13 protein-coding genes are annotated in these 20,532 nt (G+C 70.5%); 4 read left to right on the top strand and 9 right to left on the bottom strand.

Annotated elements, in window-relative coordinates; translation table 11 throughout:
- Nucleotides 1-210: 210 nt before the first annotated feature.
- The 8 genes from E3T37_RS17015 to E3T37_RS17115 form a co-directional block, all read right to left on the bottom strand.
- Nucleotides 211-1,014, bottom strand: a complete 804-nt coding sequence (locus E3T37_RS17015) for an FHA domain-containing protein (RefSeq protein ID WP_174844088.1) — start codon at nt 1,012-1,014, stop codon at nt 211-213.
- The gene (locus E3T37_RS03215; RefSeq protein WP_134365401.1) at nt 1,011-3,401 is read right to left on the bottom strand and encodes a transglutaminase-like domain-containing protein; all 2,391 of its coding nucleotides are present in this window, start codon (nt 3,399-3,401) and stop codon (nt 1,011-1,013) included. The genes E3T37_RS17015 and E3T37_RS03215 overlap by 4 nt, the downstream gene beginning before the upstream one ends.
- Nucleotides 3,398-4,744 (bottom strand): DUF58 domain-containing protein, encoded by a 1,347-nt coding sequence (locus E3T37_RS03210; protein ID WP_241978705.1) that lies wholly within the window; start codon nt 4,742-4,744, stop codon nt 3,398-3,400. Before E3T37_RS03210 ends, E3T37_RS03215 begins: the two co-directional genes overlap by 4 nt.
- Complete coding sequence (locus E3T37_RS03205) at nt 4,741-5,712, bottom strand: MoxR family ATPase (RefSeq protein ID WP_134365400.1); 972 nt, start codon at nt 5,710-5,712, stop codon at nt 4,741-4,743. Before E3T37_RS03205 ends, E3T37_RS03210 begins: the two co-directional genes overlap by 4 nt.
- 22 nt (nt 5,713-5,734) lie before the next feature.
- Nucleotides 5,735-11,635 (bottom strand): fibronectin type III domain-containing protein, encoded by a 5,901-nt coding sequence (locus E3T37_RS03200; RefSeq protein WP_241994533.1) that lies wholly within the window; start codon nt 11,633-11,635, stop codon nt 5,735-5,737.
- Nucleotides 11,632-13,056 carry a serine/threonine-protein kinase gene (locus tag E3T37_RS03195; protein ID WP_134365398.1) on the bottom strand — a complete coding sequence of 475 codons (1,425 nt, stop codon included), beginning with the start codon at nt 13,054-13,056 and terminating at the stop codon, nt 11,632-11,634. The genes E3T37_RS03200 and E3T37_RS03195 overlap by 4 nt, the downstream gene beginning before the upstream one ends.
- Before the next feature lie 116 nt (nt 13,057-13,172).
- On the bottom strand, nt 13,173-14,015 hold the full coding sequence (locus E3T37_RS03190; protein ID WP_134365397.1) for a PP2C family serine/threonine-protein phosphatase: 843 nt from the start codon (nt 14,013-14,015) through the stop codon (nt 13,173-13,175).
- 28 nt (nt 14,016-14,043) lie between these two features.
- Complete coding sequence (locus E3T37_RS17115; protein WP_241975809.1) at nt 14,044-15,045, bottom strand: FHA domain-containing protein; 1,002 nt, start codon at nt 15,043-15,045, stop codon at nt 14,044-14,046.
- A gap of 206 nt (nt 15,046-15,251) precedes the next feature.
- Here E3T37_RS17115 and E3T37_RS03180 point away from each other — a divergent pair, with 206 nt between their 5' ends.
- Complete coding sequence (locus E3T37_RS03180) at nt 15,252-15,734, top strand: Lrp/AsnC family transcriptional regulator (RefSeq protein ID WP_134365396.1); 483 nt, start codon at nt 15,252-15,254, stop codon at nt 15,732-15,734.
- A 3-nt stretch (nt 15,735-15,737) separates the two neighbouring features.
- Complete coding sequence (locus E3T37_RS03175) at nt 15,738-17,180, top strand: aspartate aminotransferase family protein (RefSeq protein ID WP_134365395.1); 1,443 nt, start codon at nt 15,738-15,740, stop codon at nt 17,178-17,180.
- A 48-nt stretch (nt 17,181-17,228) separates the two neighbouring features.
- On the opposite strand, the gene E3T37_RS03170 is transcribed toward E3T37_RS03175, so the two are convergent.
- Nucleotides 17,229-18,431: a DUF4192 domain-containing protein gene (locus tag E3T37_RS03170; RefSeq protein WP_134365394.1), complete on the bottom strand. Its 1,203-nt coding sequence runs from the start codon at nt 18,429-18,431 to the stop codon at nt 17,229-17,231.
- 181 nt (nt 18,432-18,612) lie between these two features.
- Between E3T37_RS03170 and E3T37_RS03165 the strand changes: the two genes are divergently transcribed.
- Together E3T37_RS03165 and E3T37_RS03160 are read left to right on the top strand one after the other, a co-directional pair.
- Nucleotides 18,613-19,794, top strand: a complete 1,182-nt coding sequence (locus E3T37_RS03165; RefSeq protein ID WP_134365393.1) for a MarP family serine protease — start codon at nt 18,613-18,615, stop codon at nt 19,792-19,794.
- 183 nt (nt 19,795-19,977) lie between these two features.
- Nucleotides 19,978-20,532: RNase H family protein (locus E3T37_RS03160; RefSeq protein WP_134365392.1), on the top strand; the 555-nt coding region annotated here is incomplete at its 3' end.

Raw genomic sequence — 20,532 nt, 5'->3', positions numbered from 1 at the left:
CCGGCTCGCGCCGAGGCGGCATCCGTGCACTCTCGCCGCCCCCGCCCGCTGGGGAGGAACCGGCCGCCCCGCCCGCGCAGGCTCACCCCGAGTCGGGCCACCGTGTCGACCCTGTAACCAATTCGACGGAGATTCTCCGTTAAAACAGCTATTCGTGGGCGTACGGGCCTGATTTGGGCAAAATCTCCGTCGAATTGGTTCGGGGACTCGCTAGTTGAGGATAAAGAACTGGTCGGCGAGGTCGACCCGCGAGCCGCGGGGCACGAGGTAGCGGCGGCCCGGTTCGCACCGGACCGAGACCGCGTCCGGGCGACGGATGATGGTGCCGTTGCCCGAGAAGCGGTCACTGATCCAGAATTCGCCGTCGTGCTGCCCGAATTCGAGGTGACTCTTGGACACGGAACGGCCGAGGTCGTTGACCTGCACCAGCAGATCGAAGTGCTCGGCCGGCTGAGGAAGAGGCCGGCGGCCGACCAGCCCCGTCCCGTTTGCCGAGACGGTCTCGCCGGTGCTGAACTGGAGCACGAACAGCGCGGGCGCCGGGGCGGGAGTCGCAACGGGAACCGGAACCGGAACCGGAACCGGAACGGGAACCGGAACCGGAACCGGAACGGGAACCGGAACCGGAACCGGAACCGGAACCGGAACCGGAACCGGAACCGGAACCGGAACCGGAACCGGAACCGGAACGGGAACCGGAACCGGAACGGGAACCGGAGCCGGAACGGGAACCGGAGCCGGAACGGGAGCCGGGACGGGAGCGGTGGTTGGAACGGGAGCCGGAGCCGGGACCGGGACCGGAGCCGGGACCGGCGGCGCCCCGAGGCGCCCGTCGGCGCCGATCGGGACGGAGATCACGACCCGCTGCGGCGGCAGCGGCTGGATGATGGTGGTGTCGCTGGGCCGAGGGTCTGACCGTTTGCGGGTCTTCGGGGTTGCCGTGCTCGAGCTGCCGCATTCGCCACAGAACATGGCGCCGACGGGCAGCTGTGCCCCACAGATCCGGCAGTTCACGAACCGACTCCTCCCGGGCCGCGGCCTCCCCCTCGTGGGGCCGACCGTCGAACGGATGCCCCTCCAGCGTAGCGACCCAGTGACCGCAGGGAGACGAGGGCTCGCAGCCGGGCGAGGCGCTTCTTCCCCGCGTTGAGGTCACGGCGATGTTCGGCGACCAACAGCCACACCTCGTCGGCGGTGGCACTGCCCGGCCGGTCCGGGGCGAAAACCGCCCGGTCGACCGCCGCGGCGAACACCAGTGGCCGCATCCCGCCCACGGTTCGGGCCAGTTCGGTGCGGGTCGCCCCCGCCGGCACCGAGATGCCATGGTCGAGCGCGGCGTCGGCGAATTCGCGCCAACCGCCCCGGATCCGGTCCAGGGGCGCCGGACGGGTGCGTCTAAGCCGGCGGCGCCGGGCCTTGGCCGCGATGATGAGCAGGAAGGGCGAGAGCACGACGGCCAGGCCGAGCAGGCTCCAACCGGCCACTTTCGCCGCGGCGAGCAGGAAGGCGAGGAAGGGGCTGAGCGGTGCCGGCGGGTCCTCGACCGAGTTCTCGGGCGGGGCCGGGTCCCGCTGTTCCGCGATCTCCGGAATGGCCGGTGGCACCACGGTTTGCGGCCGGGACACCACGGTGGGGTCGTCGGGCTGCTTCGCCGGGATGTCGCGCAGCGGAGGGTTCGGATCGAGCGTGACCCAGCCGGTCGTGGACTGCACCTCGATCCAGGCCGAGAGGTCGGACCCCACGACGGTGACCGTGCCGGTCGCGTCGGCCCCGGCTCCGTCTCCGCTGCGGGGAACGAAGCCGACCACGACCCGGGCCGGGAAACCGAGCCGCCGTGCCATCAGAGCCGCCGCCACGGAATACTGTTCGGCGTCGCCGAGCATGGGCTGGTCGGTGAACAGCTGGCTGATCCGGTCGGCTCCGTGCCCCGACCGGCTGACCGGCTCGTCCGCGCCGACGCCGTGGCTGACGTAGCCGTCCGCTCGGAGCCCGTCCAGCATCGACTGGAGTTGCACGCCGGGGGCGTCTTCGGCGTTCACATAGCCGGCCAGGGCCTGTTCGAGTTCGTCCGGGAGGACGCTGAGCGGCGGCAGGACGGCGGGGCCCGGGCGCAGGCCGGCCAGCGCATCCGGCGACCGCGGGACCACGCCGACGCTGCGATAACTGTCGCCCCGGGCCAGCCCGGTCAGCACCGCGGCCGTGCCGCTGTTGTCGTTGTAAAAGAACGAGTCTGAGCGCGCACTGCTCGTCGGGCCGCTGAACCGGATCCGTTCCAGCTGGCCCGCCCCGGGCACCCACACCCCGGTGTAGCCGTCGATCGTGACGGCCAGGGTCACCTGGTCGCCATCGATCCGGGACTGGTCGAGGCGGTCGGGCAGGCGCGTGAACGATCCGGAGGCGCTGCTCACCTGCTCGCTGCCGACCGAGTACACGACGCCGTCGTACCCGTCGAGGGTGGCCAGTCGCAGCCGCCCTCCCTCGGGCAGGCCCGCGACCTCGAGCAGTGCGGCCTCGGCTCGGGCGGGCTGAAGATAGCTGCGGAACTCGCTCAGCGGGCTCGGGTAGTCCCGCGGGTCGAACGGCTGCTGCACGCGTGCGCGCAGCACGTCACGTGGAGCGGATGCCGGGAGCGCGATCGCGGCCGCCGTGCCCGCGGCCACCGCCACGGCGACGATGACGCTGGCGCCGACCAGTCCGCGGACCGCCGCGAAACGGCGATCCGCCGTCGACGCGGTCGTTCGGCGCGACTGTTGCGCGACCAGGCGCACCACGGCTCCGCGGCGCACGGCGCGGAACCAGAGCAGCCAGAACAGGAGCACGACGAAGAGCGCGAGGCCGGTGGCGATCGGGGCGGACGGGACGGTGGGTCCGAGGCCGATGCCGGCGATGAACAGCGCCGCCGGGGCGAGCGCGCCGAGTTCGCCGATCCGCGCGCGCAGGGCGACGGAGAGGCCGATCACGGTGCTGAGTAGAACGAGAATGAAGGCGGGCACGAGCAGGGTCTGGTAGGACCCGACCGGCAGCACGATCGTGACGAGCTGCTTCCAGCTCAGCGCGGTCGCGGAGACCAGCTCGAGCAGACCGGTTCCGGTCGGAAGGATGCCCCGCACCGCCTGGCCGGGGATGGCCAGTGGCACGCCTGCGATGACGTAAACGGCGATCGTGGCCAGGGCCACCAGCCAGGCCGGCCAGCGGAACACCGCACCGAGGATCGCGGTCACGGCCCCCAGGGCGAAGGTGACGCCCACGAGTACGACGAATTCACGGCTGCGGTAGACCGGCCAGAGGGCTGTGGCGGCCGCGGCGGTCGCCAGCAACAGCCCGACGGTGTTCCCGACCGTGAAACGCCAGCCCGGGCGGGCGCTGCGGGCGCCGGAGCGGACGGCGGCGCGGGCGCTCATGCCGCCAGCGATCGGGCGAGGCTGTGCGGCAGGTCCTCGAGGAAGCCGATCCGGAGCACGCTGAGCTCGGCCACGCGCTTGAGGCTGGGGACGGCTTCCGGGTCGCACACCACGGCCACGACCTCGACCCCCGCCGGGAAGCGATTCGCTGCGGTGCGCAACTGGGACAGGGTGACGGCCGAGCCGCAGACCAGGAAGGCCACGGAGATGCCCGCGACCGTGTCGGCCGCGGCCTTGGCCAGGGCCCCGACGTGCATCATCCGGTCGGATGTCTCGACCCGGCTGAGATCGTCGAGCAGCCGGGTGCGGGTGAGTGTGCTCAGCGGCCGGAGCGCCGGAGCGCCGCGCCGGGCGAGGTCCGGTGTCGGCGCGCTGGCCACGACGGACACGGTGCGGGCATCACGGATGGCCCGCACGCCGAGGGAGCCGGCGACGCTGACGGCCATTTCGAACTCGTCCTCGGTCGCGAAGTCCCCCACGAACAGGCTCAAGGCCACCATCAGGTGGCTGCGGCGGGATTCCTCGTATTGACGCACCATGTAGCGGCCAGTTTTCGCGGTGCTCTTCCAGTGGATGCTGCGCCGCTCATCGCCCGCCACGTACTCGCGGAGCGCATGGAAGGACACGTCGCTGTTGGTCAGGTCCCTGGTCGGGTTGCCCTCGAGGTCACGGATGAATCCCGTGCTCATGCTCGGGATCGACAGGGTGCGCGGGTGCACGAACAGCTCGACCCGCTCGGCCCAGACGATCTCCCGGCGCAGCAGCCCGAGCGGGTCGGCGCGTACCGTGCGCACGGGACCGATCGGGATCACCCCGCGCCGGAGGGTGGGAACGATGAACAGGTCCTCGAAGCTGCCGCCGCGCGCGATACTCGGCATCGCGAACTCGGCCAGCCCGGATCCGACCGGAACCTCCACGCCCACGCCCGGCAGCCGCTGACGGGTCGGGTTCAGCACGCTCACCTCGCCGGGAACGCGTGCCCCGACGACCACCCGGTCGACCGACAGGGACAGGTGGATCTCGTACGCGTTCCGGCCGATCAGGAAACTGAGCGCTGCCCCGACCAGCACCATGGCGGTCCAGCCGATGACGACGAGTTCCGTCCAGCCCAGGGCATAGCCGAACAGCAGGGAGGCGGCGAGGACACCCAGGACGCACCAGCCGAGCGGGGTGACGACGGCCGAGATGAACCCGCCCGCGACGGAGGCGCCGGTGCCGGACCTCCGGGCGGCGCGCATCCCACGCGACACACCCTCGGCCAGGAGGCCGTCGTGGGACACCGGGCGGGGCCGGCGCGGAGTGAACCGGCCGAACCTTCCCTCGCCGGGCATCCGCTGGGTCACGCAGCCTGCCTGTCACTGGGCGGCGGGGTCTCGATCAGGATCCGGGCGATCACGCTGGACGGCGTGACCCCGTCGAACTCGGCTTCCGGGTCGAGGACCAGGCGGTGGGCGAGCACCGCCTCGGCCAGTTCCTTGACGTCGTCGGGGATGACGTAGTGGCGGCCGTTGGCGGCCGCGAGGGTCTTCGCGGTGCGTACCAGCGCCAGGGCGCCGCGCACGCTGGCGCCCAGGCGCACCTCGGGGCTGGTGCGCGTGGCGTCGATCAGGCGGGCCACGTAGTCGTTGACGGTGGCGTCGACGAAGACCGTGCGGGCGAGGGCCGCGAGCTCGATCACGGTCTGTGCCGAGACCACCGCCGGGACCGTGGCCTCGTGCGCGCGCTGGCCGGCCCCCTCGAGAATGCGGATCGTCGAGGCGTGGTCGGGGTAGCCGATCGAGGATTTCATGATGAACCGGTCGAGCTGAGCCTCGGGCAGCCGGTAGGTTCCGGCCTGCTCGATCGGGTTCTGGGTGGCGATCACCATGAAGGGGGATGCGACGGGGTGCGTGACCCCGTCGGCCGTGATCTGCTCCTCCTCCATCACCTCGAGCAAGGCGGCCTGGGTCTTCGGGCTGGCCCGGTTGATCTCGTCCGCCAGCACGATGTTGGCGAAGATCGGCCCGCGGTGGAATTCGAATGTCCCGCTGCGCTGGTCGTAGATGCTCACCCCGGTGATGTCGCCCGGCAGCAGGTCCGGGGTGAACTGCACCCGGTTGCTGGTGCCGCGCACGCTCTGCGCGATGGCCCTGGCCAGGGAGGTCTTGCCCGTTCCCGGCACGTCTTCGAGCAGCAGGTGGCCGCCGCTGAGCAGGGCGGTGAACGCCATCTTGATGACGTGGTGTTTGCCGAGCAGCACCTGCTCGACCCCGTTCACCAGGCGCTCGAACACATCGGCGAACTGAGCGGCCTGCTGCGGGGTCATCGTCATCGGGTGGTCACTTTCGTCGGAATCACTGATCGTAGTTGTAGGCGTGGCCGTTGACGGTCACCGTGAGGCGCACCGTGCCGGACGGCGCGGGCGCGGCCAGGGCGCAGGAGTTCGGTCCGCCCCGGGTGGAGGAGGCGGGGTCACCGCGCACGGAGCAGGTGTAGTCGGCGCCGATCCCGTTGTTGTCCGGCCCGTTGGTCCAGCCGAACACGCCCGTGACCGGGTCGTAGGCGAGCCCGGTGACGGTGAACCTGACGGATGCCTCCGGCGCCGAGTAGGTTCCGGACCAGGGCCCGCAGGTACCCCAGGGCGAACAGGCCTGCACCTGGTACCGGACCGTCTGCCCGAACGGGAGGCCCAGCAGTTCCCGGGGCCAGCCCGACCCGCCGAAGGTGACCTGGCTGCCCGGGACCCCGTTGCCGGACCCGTCGACCGCCCGGAGGTTGTACTCCCTGATGCCGGCGCTCGGGCTGACCCCGTCGACGCGCAGGTCCCAGGCGTCGCCTCGCGCCGCCATCGAGCTCTGCACGTCGGTGACAGGCCCCGGAGCCTGGCGCACAAGGGCGCTCACCACGTCCGTCGGCGCGCAGCCGGCCCGGTTGTAGCCCCACACGATGAAGTAGTACCGGCCGTTGTCGGTGAGCAGGTTGTCGAAGGTGGCCGAGGTCGTCGCGCCGCTGAGGATCTTCTGTTCGGCGACGATTCCGCCCTGCGTGGGCGCTTTGAGCGTGCCCGGCGCCGGACTGGACACGCTGCAGGCTTGGGCCCTGGTGGGCACCTGGTCCGCGCTCAGCCGCTGCACGACGTAGCCGTCGATCGCGTCGCCCCGGCCATCGAACGGGTCCCAGGTGAGCGCCACCGAGCCGCTGGAATCCGTCGCGTTCGCGGAGATCGCTCCGGCCCGGGCGGGTCCGAACGGCGTTCCCGCACCCGAGGCGCTGCTCCAGCCGGCCAGGGCGGGGTAGGCGTCGTTGCGGGCGCTCACGGTGAATTCCGTGTTCGCTCCGTTGGTCAGTCCGGTGACGACGATGCTGCACGAGGTCGCGCCGCAGTCGGCCCCGGACGCGCTGGTTTCGCCGCGGCCGGTTCCGCCCACGGTCACCTCATAGCCACGGATGGCCGTCCCGCCGCCCTGCGCCGCCACGGTGTTCCAGCGCAGGCGCAACCCGCCGTCGAGCGGTTCGGCGGCCAGCCCGGTCGGAGCGGGCGGCACCACGTCGGACCAGACCCGGTCGGCGAGCACGGCCGGGTCGGACAGGCCGATGGCGTTGCGGGCGGCGACGGACACCCGCAGGGCGTTGCCCTGCCCGTTGCCGGGGGTCGCCACCTCGCAGGTCGTGGCCTGGCAGGGGGTGGTGCCGAGGGGGGCGCCGGAGGACGCGTCGAGCAGGGTGATCTCGTAACCGGTGATGGCTGAGTTGTTGAAGGCGCCCGGGTTGAAGGCCACGGACAGTCCGCGGTCGGCGAAGCCGGTCACGCGCACGCCGGTCGGCGCGTCGGGCTTGTCCTGTACCGAGATCCGCACCGTGCCCCAGGCGTAGCGGTTCGGGTCTCCGGTGGCGTCGGCGACCTGGTATTGGAGGTTCGTGTCCGCCGGCGCCGCGTCCTGGGCCACCACGACCGTGAGCCTGCTCTTGTCGGCGCTGGGCGTGATCGTCACTCCGCGGGGGACGCTGCCGCCGTCGAGGCCGCGCACGGCGACGACCCGCAGCGGCACCGCCGGGAAGGGGTTCGTAGCGTCGTCGTTCGCGAGGACGTCGACGACGGTGGTGCGTCCGCGTGGGGCGATGGCCGTGTCGGCGACCGGGATCGCCCGCGGTCGAGTGGAGGCGACCACGCCCAGGTCGATCCGGCCCGCCTTGCCCGCGGTGACGCTGTCGCGCACGCCGATGGTGATCGCGCTCCGGTCGCCCTTCGGCGTGGATTCCGCGGCTCGGAGGGTCAGCTGCTGGCCGTCGAGGGAATAGGTGAACCCGGTCGGGAGCGGTTCGAGCACCGTGTAGGCCAGTTCGGCCTGGTCCTTCGGATACGGGTAGGAGGTGAGCCTGGTCAGGTCGATGACCTTCGTCTGGTCCGGCTCGAGGTCCAGCACGGCGCCGTCGAAGGCGGGCGGCTGATTCTTGCGGGGGGTAACCGTGATGGGCAGCACGATCGTCGCGGTGCGCCCGTCCGGGTCGGCCGCGCCGGCACCGTCGGTCACCTCGAACGAGATCGAGGCCGGCCCGTAATACTGGTCGGCGCTGGTGTAGGCGAGGGCGGAATCGGAGCTGACCAGGTCGGCGCCGTCCGCGTGGGTGGCCTGCACCAGGCTCCGGTCGGTCAGGCGCACCTTCTTGCCGCCGACCGCGACGACGTAGTCGTTGATGTCGATGCTGAGCAGGGACTCGCTCGACACGGTCAGTCTCGGGGCACCCTTGCGTAGCTGGGGCAGGGCGTCGTCGGTGCCCGGCACCCAGATGAAGGCGTAGGACACGATGCTCGGGTCATCCGGGTTGCTCACGGAGAAGGGAATGATCTGGCCGGCGTCGCCGACGCTGACCCGGATGCGCCGGGCATCCGTCACCTCGGCGACGCCCGAGAAGCTCGCCGGCACGCTCAGCCCCAGGCTCTTGACCGGGCCGTCCGCGAAGAAGACGTTGGCGAGGACGTCGACGTCGATCGTGCCGCGGGCGTCGAGCACATCGGAGAGTGCCACGTGGGTGTCACGGGCGTCCGGTTTGGAGAGCGGGGCGTCCGCGCGCACCACGACGGTGAGGAAGGTCGAACTCGTGCCGCCCCGCGCGTTCTGGATCTCGTAGATGAACCCGTAGCGCCCCTCCTGCGCCGGTGCTCTGACGGAGACGACGTCACCGTCGATGACGGCGCGCCCGCGGGAACCGGCGGTGCCGGTCGCCTCGACCCGGGTGATGGTCAGGTCTCCGCCGTCGGGATCGGAGTCGTTGCCGAGCACCCGCACGGCGACCGTGCTGCCGGGGCGGACGGCGACCTCGTCGGGGGCCGCGACCGGGTTCCGCGCACCGTCCAGGCGGGGGCTGATGCCCACGCGCACGCTGCCGACGGCGCGGGCGCCGAGGGCGTCGACCACCGAATAGGTGAACGTGTCCGTGCCGGCCGAGTACTCCCCCGCCGTGTACTCGATCGAATCGGCGCCACGGATGGTGACCGACCCCTTCTCCGGATTGGTCTCCTGGCCGACCAGCTGCACGGAGTCCCCGTCCGGGTCGATCCCGGACAGCGGGATCGGGATGCTCACCGTGTCGCCGGCGAGCACGCGGGCGGTCACCGTCTTCGGCACGGGCGGGTTGTTCGAATCAGGGTCCGCTTCCCGAACCGCGATCCGCACCTCGGCGTTGGCGAACTGGCCATCCGGCGCGTTGACCCGGTAGACGGCCGTGAAGTTCCCCGCCGTCTTCGGCGCCAGGAAGCGCAGCTTCGTTCCGGCGGCGAAGAGCAGGCCGGAACCGGCCGGTAGCGGGGTCGCCAGCGTCGGGTCGAGGGTGAGCGTGTCGCCGTCCGGGTGCTCGTCGTTGGCCAGCACCGGGATGTCGATGGCATCGCCCACCCGCACCGAGACCGTGTCCGGCACCGCGATGGGAGCCTGCTTCTGCGCCGGCGGCGGGATCTCGATCACGGTGACCGTGCCGGTCGCCTCGGCGAGGCCGTTGCTGACGCGGTAGCCGAAGACGGCCGTCGCGTTCTCGAGCGGTTGCGTCAGGGTCACCCGCAGGATCCGCTGGTCGAGGATCTCGACCCGGAGGCCGCTGTCGGCGGGGACATCCATCGTGCCGGTCACCAGCAGAACACCGCCGGCGGGATCGGAGTCGGTGGCCAGCACATCGACCAGGGTGGCCTGCTGGCCGCGGATGAAGGCCGTGTGCGGCACCGTGACCGGCGCGGTGTTGGCGTCGGGCGCGGGGGCGACCTCCACCCGGATCCGACCGGTCCCGGTGAGCTGGCCGTCCGTGACGGCGTATTCGACCTCGTGCACGCCCACCACGGCGCTCTCGAACCGGAAACTGCCGCCGTCGTAGTCGGCGGTGATGGTCGCATCGGGTTTGGCCGGCACGCTGCTCAGCCGGAGGGGCGCCGAGCCGCCGCGGGCGTGTTCGAGCGGCACCACGGTGACCTCGCTGCCGGCGGTGGCCAGGACCACGAAGGATTCCGCGACGATCGGGACCGACCCGCTCGGCCGCACCGTGACCGAGAGCGATCCGGTGCCGGTGTCCCGGCCGTCCGTGACCGACAGGGTGACCTGTTTGGCACCGGCCTCGGTTCCGGCATCCGTGTAGACGACGCTGCCGGCCGGCGTGAAGCTGACCAGGTCGGGCGCGGGGATCGTCGCTGCGGTCAGGTAGAAGGGGTCGGAGTCCGGGTCGACCCAGTCGCCGAGCACCTGGCTGGTCACCCGCCCGCCCGCCCGCACGGTCGTGCTGGTGGTGCGGGCCTGCACGGGGGCTGAGTTCTCGTCGTCGCCGCGCAGGGTGAGAGTCACCGTCGCCGAGGCGCTTCCCCCGCGCCCGTCGTTGATCGTGTAGCCGAAACTCACCGTGCCGGTGGCCTCCGGTGTCAGCGCGAGCTGCACCTGCTGGGTGTTCCCGACGAGGGCGAGCCGGCCGGTTTCGGCCGGCAACGGGGTCACCGCGTCGATCACCAGCACATCGCCGTTGGGGTCGAAGTCGTTGAGCAGGACCGGGAGCGTCACGGTTCGGCCGGGCCTGGCCCCGAATTCGTCGTCGACGGCGACCGGGGGAGCCTGGGATTTCTCGTACTCCGGGGTGGCGTCATCCGTGTTCTGCTCGACCTGCTGCTGGTTTTGGTCGGCGTCGATCAGGTCGGCCCAGTTGTCGATCAGTTCGTTGCCCTGCTGCACCGCCCAGGCCGCGCCGTCTCGCGCGTCGTTCAGCACCAGGCCGGTGCCGTTCCGGCGGAACGAGAGCCGGGCGTCCCCGGCGAGGCCGGTCAGAGTGGCCGTTGTGCCGTCGGCGGGGTCGTTCGCGCACTGGCGCCAGACGGTGCCGTCGGCCCAGGCCGCGTAGGAGCAGGCCTCATCCGACGCGGGGGCGGCAGCGGCCCCACTGCGACCGGTGACCACCGCGGCCGGCGGTCCGCCCTCGAGGCTCACGGAAACGAGCCCCTCCCGGTGGGAGACGAGCACCCGGTCGCCGCGCACGCTCGGCTGGGCCAGCAGTGGCCCGTCCCCCGAACGGATGATCCCGGTCAGGTCGACCTCGCCGCTCTCGAGGTGCAGGCGACGGGTCGACTCGTTCAGCAGTGCCCACCGGTCGTCGACGCTGGTCAGCTGGTAGCGGTCTTCCGGTGCGCCCGCGGCCAGGGTGAGAGTGTCCGTGACAGTACCGGCGGTGAGCAGGTCCACCCGGGACAGCTCGCCGGTGGACGGGGTGAACGCGTACAGCACCCCGTCGGCGTCCACGCTGACGACGGATCCGGCGCCGAAGGCCAGCGTGGGTTCCGCGGCCGCGTCGAAGCCGTCCAGGCGGCTGACGGGCACGTTCCAGACGTTGCCATCCGACGCGATCACCGCTCGGTCCCCCGCGAGGAACACGGTGGGCGCGGTGGGCGGCAGCGCCACGCTGTCGGCGACCTCCGCGGTCGCGGGGTCGAGGATGTCGAGCGCGCTGTTGCCGCGATCGAACACCAGGACGGTGGCGCCCTGCTGCACGACATCGAGGTTCCCGCTCCCGGCGGTGACGACGGTGTTGAGCTCGAACACCGCCGTGTTGGCCCGACCGACGACCTGCCGGGTCTCGTTCGTCACCCAGACGGCGGCGTCGCCGAGGTCGAGGCGCTGGGCCGTGTAGCCGCCGGAGACGATCGCCACGGCGGCGATGACGGCGACCACGACGGTGCCGCTGAGCGTGGTGACGAACAGGGAACGGTGGGCGGAGAGCCACCGACGGATCACGGGCCGCCACCGGTGGTGTCGACGCATTTCTCGCCGCTCGGAGTGCCGGCCTGGCCGTCCCGGCTGACGGACACGGTCGCACAGACCCGCTCCTCGCCCTGCGGGTCGACCGCGAATTCCGTTCCGCGCTGGATGCTGCTCTCGCCGGTGCGGAGGGCGACCACGAAGTTGTCGCCGTCCCTGACCCCCGGGTCGGGCCAGCTGAAGACGACCGTCCCGTTGCGGAGTTCGCCGGACACATCGCTGACGCCGGGGATCGCGTTCCCGGAGTCGCGCATGAGGAAGGCGACCGCCGTCGCGGCCAGCCCGAGGATGAGCACCGCCGCCGTGAGCAGCGCCACGAGCGTGAGCGCTCGCTTGCGCGTGCGGGGCAGGGTCGTCACGGTGTCCCCCGGTGTGCCGCTGCCCGTTCCGGCCCTGGTCGTGGACCGCGGTGCGGCGCCGGCCGGGACGGGCTTCCGGCGCCGGCGCCCGGCGTAGGCGTCGATCGAGTTGATGGCCGTGATCCGGGTCTTGTCGTCCTGGTCCGCGAGCGTGCTCGTCGCCCAGTCGTCCACCGCGACCTCGAGGCGGGTCTGCGCGAGCCCCAGCTCCGCCTCGACCGACTGCAGCTCACGGATGAGTTCCAGCACGCTGGGCTGCCGGAGTTCCGGGCGCCGGGACATCGCCCTGGCGAGGATCAGTTCGAGCCGGCCGGGCACATCGGTGCGGTTCAGCGGGGGAATCCCGGCCTTCTGGATCCGGCCCATGATCTGGGCCGAGCCGTTGTCCGCACCGGGCAATTCGAACGGCGAGCGGCCGGCCAGCAGGGAGTAGAGCGTGGCGCCGAGCGACCACACCTCGGAGGCCACCGAGCCGGAGATCTCGTTCAGCAGCACCTCGGGCGCCGACCAGGGGATGGAGAGCCCGATCGCGTCGGAATTCTCGGCCTCGCCGAGCGTGGCGGCGATTCCGAAGTCGGACAGCACCGGGTGTCCGTACGCGGTGACGAGGATGTTGGAGGGTTTGAGGTCCCGGTGGAGCACTCCGGCCCGGTGCGCCGTTTCGACGGCGCTGGCGATCTTGATTCCCACCCGCAGGGTCTCCGGCACCGAGAGCGCTTCGACGCGATAGCTCTGACTGAGGGTGGAGGAACAGTACTCCATCACCAGATACGGTCGCCCGTCGGCGGAGACGCTCGCCTGGAAGACCGTCAGGATGGACGGATGCGAGCTGAGCTGGGCCATCAGATTGGCTTCGGCCTGGAACAGCTGGCGAACGTGGTCGTTGACGATCTCCGCCAGCAGCACTTTGACCGCGACCTGACGCCGGGGCATGTTCTGCTCATAAAGGAAGACGTCGGCGAAACCGCCGGAACCGAGCACGCGCAGGTAGGAGAACCCGGGCAGGTTCGGGGGCGTCGACGGTAAGCGTCTGGCCATTGTCGCCTCCCGTGTCATCGATGCATCTCGTGCGTGGACCCATGCCGGCGACCGGGTTTATCGACGGGCGTGGTTTTAAGTCTAGGCACGGGATTTCCCGAACCGGGGCCGGGGAATCACCCCAACTCTGGGGGTACGGACCCTTCGGCTGCTGCGGTGTCTTCGGTTGCTGAGGAGTCTTCGACGGCGAGAACGTCGAGCACGATCACGGTGACGTTGTCCCGACCGCCGTTGTCGAGGGCCGCGTCCAGGAGTGCCTCCGCCGCGTCATCCGCCCGCGGGTTGGAAATGAGGAAATGACGGATGCCGTACGCCGTGAGCTCCTTGGTCAGGCCGTCGGAGCAGATCAGCAGGCGCATTCCGGCCTGCAGCGGGCGGATGCGGTAGTCGGGAACGGGCGGTTCGTGGAAGCCCACGGCCCGAGTGACGATGTTGCCGTGCGGGTGCACGTCGGCTTCGTCCCGCGTGATGCGTCCCGCGTCGACGAGTTCCTGCACAACGGAGTGGTCGGTGGTGACCTGTTCGAGCACGCCGGAGGTGAGCTGGTACACCCGGGAATCGCCGATGTTGAAGACGATCCACTGGGGTGCGCCGGACACGATGCCGATTGCCACGCCCGTCACCGTGGTTCCGGTGCCGAGGTCGGTCACGCCTTCGCCGGCGGCCATGTCGATGACCGAGAGGCCGAGGGCGAAGTTGATCGCTTCCGCTTCGAGGTGGTCGGTCCCGGCGAGTTCGGCGAGCCGGGTGACCACCGCGGCGCTGGCGACGTCGCCGGCCGAATGGCCGCCCATGCCGTCAGCGACGGCGAAGACGGGAGGTTCGGCGACGAGGCTGTCCTCGTTGACCTGGCGGCGGTGCCCGGTGTCGGTGAGGGCGGCCCAGGCCAGGGTCACCGTCTTCTGCACCGACGGGAGAACGACCGTGAAGCCGGTCGAACCTTGACCTATCTGGGTCACGGATGTGCCTTCCGAAATCGGCGTGCGCTTACTGAGTCGGCGTGATGCCGCTCGCGGGGAGGATCTCGATGATATTACCGTCCCCGATGTCCACCTTTGTACCGGGCAGCGCCACCAGCGACTCGCCGGGGCGCAGCCGCTGCCCGCGGCCCCGGGGCGCGGTGACGATTGTGCCGTTGGTGGAGCCGAGGTCGGTGACCACCACCGACTCCCCCTCCTGCCCTATTTCCAGGTGCGTTCCGGAGACGGCGGAGGTCGGGGAGGCGACGGTGACGAGCCGAACCGGAACGGACCGCTGAATGCGCGGTGGGCGCGGCCGACGGCCGAGCTGGCAGACCGTGTCCAGGCGGATTTCCTGGCCGTCCGGCAGCCGGAACCCGCACCGGGGCCGGTCGGCGGGCGCGCCCCGGGGCCCGTCGGCAGGCTCGGCCTGGGGCTGCGGGGCGGGCGCGGGCAGGGTCGGCCGATGCAGGACGGTATCGGCGTCCGCGCCCGCATCGGGGCGGGGCACCCGGATGAGCGTCGATTCCTCGCTCTGGGCGAGGTCCGCCAGCGACCAGAACAGGGTGCGCGCCAGAACCGTGCCCACGCCGAAATCCCGGCCCGCTTCGAGCCGGTCCAACCGGGGGGCGGATCGCTCCGGCGAACCGACGGCCAGCCCGATCACGGCGCGGAAGTCCGCGAGGTGCCAGGGACGGATGCCGCCGGCCGTGAACCGTCGCGACCCGCCGACCGAGAACACATCGACCGCGACCTCGCCGCGGACGATCACGGACACCGGGATGCCGTCCTCATCCGTCGGCGCCCGCTGCACGATGACCGCGAAGCTCTCGACCGCGTCCCCGCCACCCAGCGGCAGGAGCGCGACGATGTCCTCGGCCTCCACCTGGGGTGCGCTTACCAGCGCGTTCAGGGTGGCGATGATGCCGGACGGGGTGGCCGCGGGCAGGGCGGCCATGAAGCCGCGCCCCACCACAAAGGTCCAGTCGGCTGCCTGTCCGGGCAGAAGTTCGTAACCGACGCGTCCCACGGCAGGCCACCTTCCGTTGAGTGCACCGGGCACCGGGTACCGGGTGCAAATCGCCGACGGCACCACGTCGACGGGTTTATCCTAACGGCGACCGACCGAAACCCAACCAGACGAAACCAGGCCTTTCTCATTCGATTCCGTCGCTTTCGAGCTGATTTTCTGCGGAATCGCTTGCCTGAGGGTGTTCTCGCTGTCATAATCGCTGAATGGCTCTAATCGGACGCAACGCTGCGGGCAAGACGGCACAACTGGACGATGTCTCGAAGAAGATCATCGAGCAGCTCCAGGCTGACGGCCGCCGATCGTATGCCGAAATCGGCAAGGCGGTCGGCCTGAGCGAAGCGGCCGTGCGCCAGCGCGTTCAGAAGCTGACGGATGCCGGGGTCATGCAGGTGGTCGCAGTCACCGACCCGATGCAGCTGGGCTTCTACCGCCAGGCCATGATCGGCATCCGTGCCACCGGGGACACCCGGGTTCTCGCCGAGCAGCTGTCCGCCATCCCGGCCGTCGACTATGTCGTGCTCACGGCCGGTTCGTTCGATCTTCTGGTCGAAGTCGTCTGCGAGGACGACGACGAACTCATCACCCTGCTCAACTCACAGATCCGCAGTCTCGATGGGGTTTCCTCCACCGAGACATTCGTTTATCTCAAACTCCACAAGCAGTTCTACAACTGGGGAACACGGTAAAAAATGACTATCACAGCACCCATCGCTCAGACCGACGAGACGGCGACACCTCGCGTCTACACGGATGCCGAGAACGCCACCCTGCAGCAGAAGGCGAAGGACCACCTCTGGATGCACTTCTCGCGCCAGTCGGTGCTCGAAGCCGGCCACGGCGTGCCGATCATCACCAAGGGCCAGGGTCACCACATCTGGGACTCCAACGGCAAGAAGTACATCGACGGATTGAGCGGCCTGTTCACCGTCCAGGCCGGCCACGGCCGCAAGCGCCTCGCGCAGGCGGCCGCGAAACAGGCGGAGGAACTCGCCTTCTTCCCGATCTGGTCCTACGCCCACCCGAGCGCGATCGAGCTGGCCGACCGACTGGCCTCCCACGCCCCCGGCGACCTGAACCGTGTGTTCTATTCCACCGGCGGCGGCGAGGCCGTCGAGACGGCCTTCAAGCTCGCGAAGTATTACTGGAAGCTGCAGGGCCGCCCGACCAAGCACAAGGTCATCTCGCGCAACGTGGCCTACCACGGCACACCGCAGGGCGCCCTGGCCATCACCGGCATCCCCGCGATGAAGGAGATGTTCGAACCGGTCACCCCGGGCGGGTTCCGGGTGCCGAACACGAACTTCTACCGGGCCGATGAGATGGGCTCCGGTCTGGGCGACGACCTGGAGAAGTTCGGCCTGTGGGCGGCCAACCGGATCGAAGAGATGATCCAGTTCGAGGGGCCGGAGACCGTGGCCGCAGTGTTCCTGGAACCCGTGCAGAACTCCGGCGGCTGCTTCCCGCCGCCCCCCGGCTACTTCAAGCGGGTACGCGAGATCTGCGACCAGTACGACGTGCTGCTGGTGGCCGACGAGGTCATCACGGCCTTCGGACGAATCGGCAACATGTTCGCGTCGACGACCTTCGGGATCGAACCGGACATGATCACCTGCGCCAAGGGAATGACCAGCGGATACTCGCCGATCGGCGCCACCATCATCAGCGACCGCATCTACGAGCCCTTCAAGCACGGCGACACGACTTTCTACCACGGCTACACCTTCGGCGGGCACCCGGTGTCCGCTGCGGTGGCCATGGCCAACCTCGACATCTTCGAGGAGGAGAAGCTCAACGAGAACGTGCGCGAGAACTCGCCGCTCTTCCGCGCCGAACTGGAGAAGTTGCTCGACCTGCCGATCGTCGGCGACGTGCGCGGTGAGGGTTACTTCTTCGGGATCGAGCTGGTCAAGGACAAGGTGACGAAGGAGACCTTCAACGACGCCGAGTCCGAGCGCCTGCTGCGCGGCTACCTGTCCAAGGCACTGTTCGAGGCCGGGCTCTACTGCCGCGCCGACGACCGCGGAGACCCCGTCGTGCAGCTCGCTCCCCCGCTCACCATCGGCCCGGCCGAGTTCAGCGAGATCGGCGATATCCTGCACGGCGTGCTCTCCGAGGCACCCAAGTACCTCTAGGCAAGCACCCGACCGGGACGCCCTGACTTCACGGCCAGGGCGTCCCGGTCATTTTTCTGAGGTCTCGTCCGGCGGCACGGCGAACGCCCAGTCCGGCAGGTGTCCGCTCGACACCACCGTGTCGAGCAGCTCGGCCATGCCGTAACCGGGGTCGATGGAACGCGCCTGGTCGATGAAGATGCCGGCGACCGACCCGCGGCCCATCGCCCAGGAGAGCCACGCCAGCATGCAGAGCGGTGCCGGCCGGCACGCGCGAGGCGCCAGCGCGACGACAGCCTTCAGCAGCCGGACGGCCCGCTCGATTCGGCCGGGGTCCGGGCGTTCGTCCGTGAGACCGAGCATGTAGTCGCTGGTCTCCCGCGCGTCCGGCACATCGGGCACGTCGGATGCCGCGCATTCCTCGGCGACGAGGTCGTCGAGGCTGCGCCCGGTGGCGCGTTGCAGGGCCGCGTAGTGCAGATTCAGCGCGAAGGTTCGGCGCCCGACCGATTCCCCGAACGCGAATTGCAGCATCATCTGGTCCCGGCAGGCCGGTCCCTGCACGAGGAAGAGCAACGCGGCGGCTTCCTCCACGGCGAGGTTCTCCGAATCGAAGCCGAGCGCGGCCTCGGCGGTGGCGACCGGGTCGATGATGTCGCCGGCCAGGTCGAGCAGTTCCGGCACGGTCTGCGCGGAGCTCCCGAGCCGCTGGTACCTGGCCAGCCTGCGGCCGACCCGAGCCTTCCGCGCCGGGTCGACCCGCGGCAGGTCGGCCCGGCTTCGCAGGGTGGCGAGGTCGAGGCGCGCCTCGGCGGGAATGGACCGGTTGACCTCGGACGCCGCGATGGCGCTCAACGGATGCCCGCCGGCCGGGCAGTCGGGGTCGAGGTAGGACCCCCATCCATCGGGTGCCACGCAGAGCGAGTCCCGAACCAGGAACCCGCACAGGCGTGCGCGTGCAGAGAGGACCTCCGCGAATCGTTCCTGGGGCAGGCCGGTCACGCTCGCGATGGGCTCATCGCTGTAGACGACCGGGACGACCGCATCCACCCCGGGGATCTTGCAGAGCGTGCCGATGAGCGACGAGACGACTCGTCCCAGCACGGAACGGGAGGAGTCGGGTTCAGGAAGGTTGAAGCGCATCGCTCCGCAGGTTCGGTTGCCGCGGAAGGCGACGAGCACCAGGCTGTTCTCGGGCAGGAACCCGGCCAGCTGAGGCACGAGCGCGAGGAAGTCGTGGGCTTCCCTGGTCTTGACGATTGTCCGATTCATGGGACAACCCTTGCCCTGGCCGGCGGCACGGCACGGCGCCGCCCGGGACCGGTGAAGAACTCCGGGCTCCGCCGCCTGTGGAGGCTTCCTTCAGCAAACCCGACCGCCGACGACGTACGCTGTGATGACAGATGCGGCCGGTGGGGGAAGCAGCACACCGACTAGCGAACGAGGTCCACGGATGCCGATCACCACCATCCTCGACCTCACCCTCCTGCTCGTGCTCGTCGGCTACCTCGTCTCCGGTTTTCGCAGCGGTCTGATCGGCAGCCTGAGCGGCATCGCCGGCCTCGTCGGCGGCGCCGTCGCCGCCTACTTCTTCGTTCCGCTGGTGGGTTCCTGGGTCCCCGCCGCCGAGTGGCGCACGGCGGCCACGCTCGCGACCGCGGCCCTGCTCCTGTTCGGCGGGCTCTCCCTGGGGGGAGCGATCGGCCGGGCGCTCCGCCCGCGCCGCGCCCGCGCCAGGCTCCACGCCGTCGACCGCGTCTTCGGCGCCGGAGCCGCTCTCACGGTCTCCGCCCTGGTCGCCTCCATGATCGCCTTCAGCATCGGCTCCCTCGGGGTGCCCGTGCTGTCCCCGGCGATCGCCTCCTCGAGCGTGATCCGCACGATCGACTCCCTCACGCCCGACCAGGTCAGGACGCTGCTCACCCAGCTGCGCTCCGTCGTCGTGACCGAGGGCATCCCCCGGGTGATCGAGGCCTTCAACGGCCCGGCCCCCACGCTCCCCAGCATGGGAACGGACAGCGACGCGCTGCTCGCGGCACAGGCATCCGTGGTGAAGATCACCGGCACCGCCTACGCCTGCGGGCAAAACCAGTCGGGCAGCGGTTTCGTGATCGCCCCCGACCGTGTCCTGACCAACGCCCACGTCGTCGCCGGCGTGGCCGAACCCGTCGTCGAGACCCCCGACGGCAACGCCAGGCCGGGTCAGGTCGTCTACTTCGACCCGAGCGTCGACCTCGCCGTGATCGCCGTCTCCGGCCTGGACGCTCCTCCGCTGCCGCTCGGCGACAACCTCGCGCCGGGCAGCCCGGCCGTCAGCGACGGCTATCCCTTCGGCGGCCCGTTCGAGTCCGGGCCCGCGGAGGTGGTCGCGGTCGCGCCCGCCCTGGTGGCCGACATCTACGGCCAGGACCCCTCCCAACGGCAGATCTACACGCTGGCCGCCGATGTGCAGCACGGCGAATCGGGCGGCCCCCTGCTGAGCGAGGCCGGTCTCGTCTCCGGTGTCATCTTCGCGAAGTCGACGGTGACCGCCAACCTCGGCTACGCCCTCGCCATGGAAGAGGTCGACCCCGTGGTGGAGCAGGCCGCGGCGCTGCGTGCGCCCGTGTCCTCCGGAGCCTGCATCAGCGAATAGCAGCCCCGCGTCACGATGGCCGCCCGCACCCGTGGTCGGGCCTCGTGGCGCAGGTTAGCGACGCCGGCGGAGCTTGTAGCCTGCGCCGGCGGCCCTAACCTGAGCCGCGAGGCTGGACTGGGCCCCTCGTCACGATGGCAGACTAGACGGGTCCCGCAGAAGCCGGCACCACGAAAGGCCCGTATGACTATCATCGCCGCCGCAGACGGCTCCGCTCTCGGCAACCCCGGCCCCGCCGGCTGGGCCTGGTTCGTCGACGATTCCTGCTGGGCCGCCGGCGGGTGGAAGCACGCCACCAACAACCAGGGCGAGCTCAAGGCCGTGCTCGAGCTGTTCCGGGCCACCGCGCACCTGGACGACGACCTGCTCGTGCTCTGCGACAGCCAGTACGTGATCAATTCCATCACCAAGTGGATGCGCGGCTGGAAGGCGAAGGGCTGGCGCAAGGCGGACGGCAAGCCGGTGATGAACCTCGACCTGCTGCAGGAACTCGATGAGGCCCTGAAGGGGCGCAAATACCGGTTCGAGTGGGTCAAGGGGCACGCGAACCATCCCCTCAACGAGGCCGCGGACACCCGCGCCCGCGCCGTGTCAGAGGCATTCCAACGCAGTGCTCCGATCAACCCCGGCCCCGGCTGGGTGCGGGCGGGCGACGCCCCGCCGCCGCGACGGCCGGCCCTGACCGCACCGGCCACGAAGCCGGCTGCCGTGACCGCTCTGCCGGCCGCGCGGAAGCCG

The sequence above is a fragment of the Cryobacterium sp. TMT2-10 genome, from assembly GCF_004403075.1.
Classification (GTDB): domain Bacteria; phylum Actinomycetota; class Actinomycetes; order Actinomycetales; family Microbacteriaceae; genus Cryobacterium; species Cryobacterium shii.
Note: the sequence above shows the minus strand (reverse complement) of the source record. Positions and strands in the feature narration are given on the sequence as shown.